Genomic DNA, 1,469 nt, shown 5'->3' on the forward strand with positions numbered 1-1,469 from the left:
GATCGTCATGGGGGCATGCCCCCATGACGATCACGCACAGTCCTCAAACTGGGGAATTTTCAACCAGCACATTTGGGGAGATTACAACCAGCACTCACATCCCTATGATCAGCTCTTCCGTAAAGCGATTGCGTTTCATCCGTCCGTATCCTTCTCGATCGGACTCTACTTTAAAATGGGCACATTTTCGGGGGCACGTCAGCTTTATCCTCACCGGAGGCCAAGTTTCAGATTACAAAACCACGGCTCTTGTGATGAAACTGCCAGTTCCAAAGAACTATGCTGGCTGGGTGGGGAGGGGGATGACAGCAATCGCTTCCGTCAGGGTCTGCGGATGCATGGTATTCCGCCGGTCATTCCATCACAGGGAAGGATGTAGTGCTTCGCAGAAAACAAACCGGAAGCACTACAAAATCGCAGTTGCACTGAGCGGATGTTCAACCATCTCAGTGTCTGCCCGAAAATGAGTTGAGTGATTTCAGCGGGTTATGATTCATGGGTTTGCGAGAACCTAATGAGATCAAGATGACCTGGACTGAAATCACCCGTGCGCAGTATCGCCGGGACGACCTGGAATATGCAAGCGACCTTCGCGATGCGGAGTGGGCGCTGATTGCGCCTCTGATGCCCGAGAGGAAACGACTGGGGAGACCACGACGTACGGATTTGCGCCGGGTCATGGAGGCGATCTTCTATATCGTCACTACGGGGTGCCAGTGGCGACAATTGCCTCGTAACTTTCCCGCTTTCACGACCGTGCAGGGCTATTTCCACCGTAACCATCCGGCGAGAGACGCGGGCGTATTCAGGCGGCGATGGTATTGTGGACCTGCTGGTGGGCTTTCCAGTGCCAGGGCAGGAGTTCATGGAGGCGTGGATTGGGGATGTCATTGATCCGTGCCAGGACATCAGCGAGCCATGCATGGGGATCGACATCGTTCAGGCGCGCGGTGACGATCAGGGAATACATGGCGGCGGCGCGCTCTCCGCCACGATCGGACCCGGCGAACAACCAGGCTTTCCTGCCCAGGGCGATGCCGCGCAGGGCGCGTTCTGCTGCATTGTTCGTCAGACAGATCCGGCCGTCAGTGAGGAATCGTGTGAATGTATCGGCACGTCTGAGAAAATAGTTCATGGCGTGGGCAACGGGATTTTTTGTCGACATGCGCCGGCAACACTCCCGCATCCAGTCGAACAGATCGTCGACCAGAGGGGCTATGTCTGTTTGACGGACTGCCAGCCGATGTTCTGGGGGCGTACCGTTGATGGTGCGCTCGGCCTGGAATATGGCGTCGATCCTGCCTACTGCCTCTATGGCGAGGGGCGCCTTGTCCCTCTCGGCGATTTTGAACAGCCCTCTGCGTCCGTGGGCCCAGCATCCGGCGGAGACAACCGGCGCGGGTTGGCGTCCCGGTTTCGCCAGAGTATTATAACCCGCATAGGCGTCTGACTGCAGAATGCCGGTCCAG

General features: G+C 56.9%; 2 protein-coding genes and 1 pseudogene. 2 read left to right on the top strand and 1 reads right to left on the bottom strand.

Annotated elements, in window-relative coordinates; translation table 11 throughout:
* Both CFR80_RS19695 and CFR80_RS18110 read left to right on the top strand, forming a co-directional pair.
* On the top strand, nt 1–379 hold a 379-nt coding region (locus CFR80_RS19695), incomplete at its 5' end, for a hypothetical protein (protein WP_220032774.1).
* 146 nt (nt 380–525) lie between these two features.
* Nucleotides 526–777, top strand: a pseudogene (locus CFR80_RS18110) (transposase); the annotation flags it as partial.
* A gap of 28 nt (nt 778–805) precedes the next feature.
* On the opposite strand, the gene tnpC reads toward CFR80_RS18110, so the two are convergent.
* On the bottom strand, nt 806–1,469 hold a 664-nt coding region (tnpC, locus tag CFR80_RS18115), incomplete at its 5' end, for an IS66 family transposase (protein WP_110507823.1).

Origin of the sequence: Komagataeibacter oboediens, assembly GCF_003207815.1 — a bacterium.
In the GTDB taxonomy this organism is placed as follows: Bacteria; Pseudomonadota; Alphaproteobacteria; order Acetobacterales; family Acetobacteraceae; genus Komagataeibacter; species Komagataeibacter oboediens.